This is a genomic window from Caballeronia sp. EK (genome assembly GCF_014384845.1).
GTDB classification, from domain to species: Bacteria; Pseudomonadota; Gammaproteobacteria; order Burkholderiales; family Burkholderiaceae; genus Caballeronia; species Caballeronia jiangsuensis.
Genome location: NZ_JACSUE010000076.1, coordinates 1 through 1,048, shown reverse-complemented (window position 1 = coordinate 1,048; position 1,048 = coordinate 1). Strand labels below are relative to the sequence as shown.

Genomic DNA, 1,048 nt, shown 5'->3' with positions numbered 1-1,048 from the left:
TTTGCCAGCTCCCCACCGCTTTTCGCAGGCTACCGCGTCCTTCATCGCCTGTGATCGCCAAGGCATCCACCACATGCACTTGTTCGCTTGACCCTATAACGAGTGTGTCTCTCAACACCCTCGTCATAGGCTGAGTATTCGCGTTGTGCCGTATTCCAAAGCAATCTTTCGATCACCTTTTCATACTTGATACAATCACTACCCTGATGCCCCTACTCACACCCATCTCTAAGTGCTTTCAGCGCATCTCTTTACTACTTCTTCCAGATTGTTAAAGAACGTTTAGCCGATTGGGTCACTTCACTACCCAACAGCATCAACTGGCTATAGTCGCCAATGCACAACGTTGAATCGCCATTCAGCGCTGTGCATTGAGGACTTGGTGGAGGATGACGGGATCGAACCGACGACCCCCTGCTTGCAAAGCAGGTGCTCTCCCAGCTGAGCTAATCCCCCTTTCGTGGCCTGACCATGAGCTGTTGCCCCATCAGCACGCTTTTCGGGTGGTGGGTCTGGTTGGATTCGAACCAACGACCCCCGCCTTATCAAGACGGTGCTCTAACCGACTGAGCTACAGACCCTTAGCCTGTCTTAAACAACAGCCGATAAGCGTGAGCGCTTAATGTTGCGTGCGAAGCTCGAGAAAGGAGGTGATCCAGCCGCACCTTCCGATACGGCTACCTTGTTACGACTTCACCCCAGTCATGAATCCCACCGTGGTAAGCGCCCTCCTTCGCAGGTTAGGCTACCTACTTCTGGTGAAACCCACTCCCATGGTGTGACGGGCGGTGTGTACAAGACCCGGGAACGTATTCACCGCGGCATGCTGATCCGCGATTACTAGCGATTCCAGCTTCACGCAGTCGAGTTGCAGACTGCGATCCGGACTACGATCGGTTTTCTGGGATTGGCTCCACCTCGCGGTTTGGCAACCCTCTGTTCCGACCATTGTATGACGTGTGAAGCCCTACCCATAAGGGCCATGAGGACTTGACGTCATCCCCACCTTCCTCCGGTTTGTCACCGGCAGTCTCCTTAGAGTGCTCTT

The 1,048-nt window shown here is 53.9% G+C and carries 2 tRNA genes and 2 rRNA genes; all 4 read right to left on the bottom strand.

The window, feature by feature from the left end:
• A 23S ribosomal RNA gene (locus IAG25_RS41155) occupies window positions 1–93 on the bottom strand; the annotation flags it as partial.
• Between the two features lie 287 nt (window positions 94–380).
• Window positions 381–456: transfer RNA gene (locus IAG25_RS41150), tRNA-Ala, on the bottom strand.
• Between the two features lie 48 nt (window positions 457–504).
• Window positions 505–581 (bottom strand) — tRNA-Ile (locus tag IAG25_RS41145).
• 62 nt (window positions 582–643) lie between these two features.
• Window positions 644–1,048, bottom strand: a 16S ribosomal RNA gene (locus tag IAG25_RS41140); the annotation flags it as partial.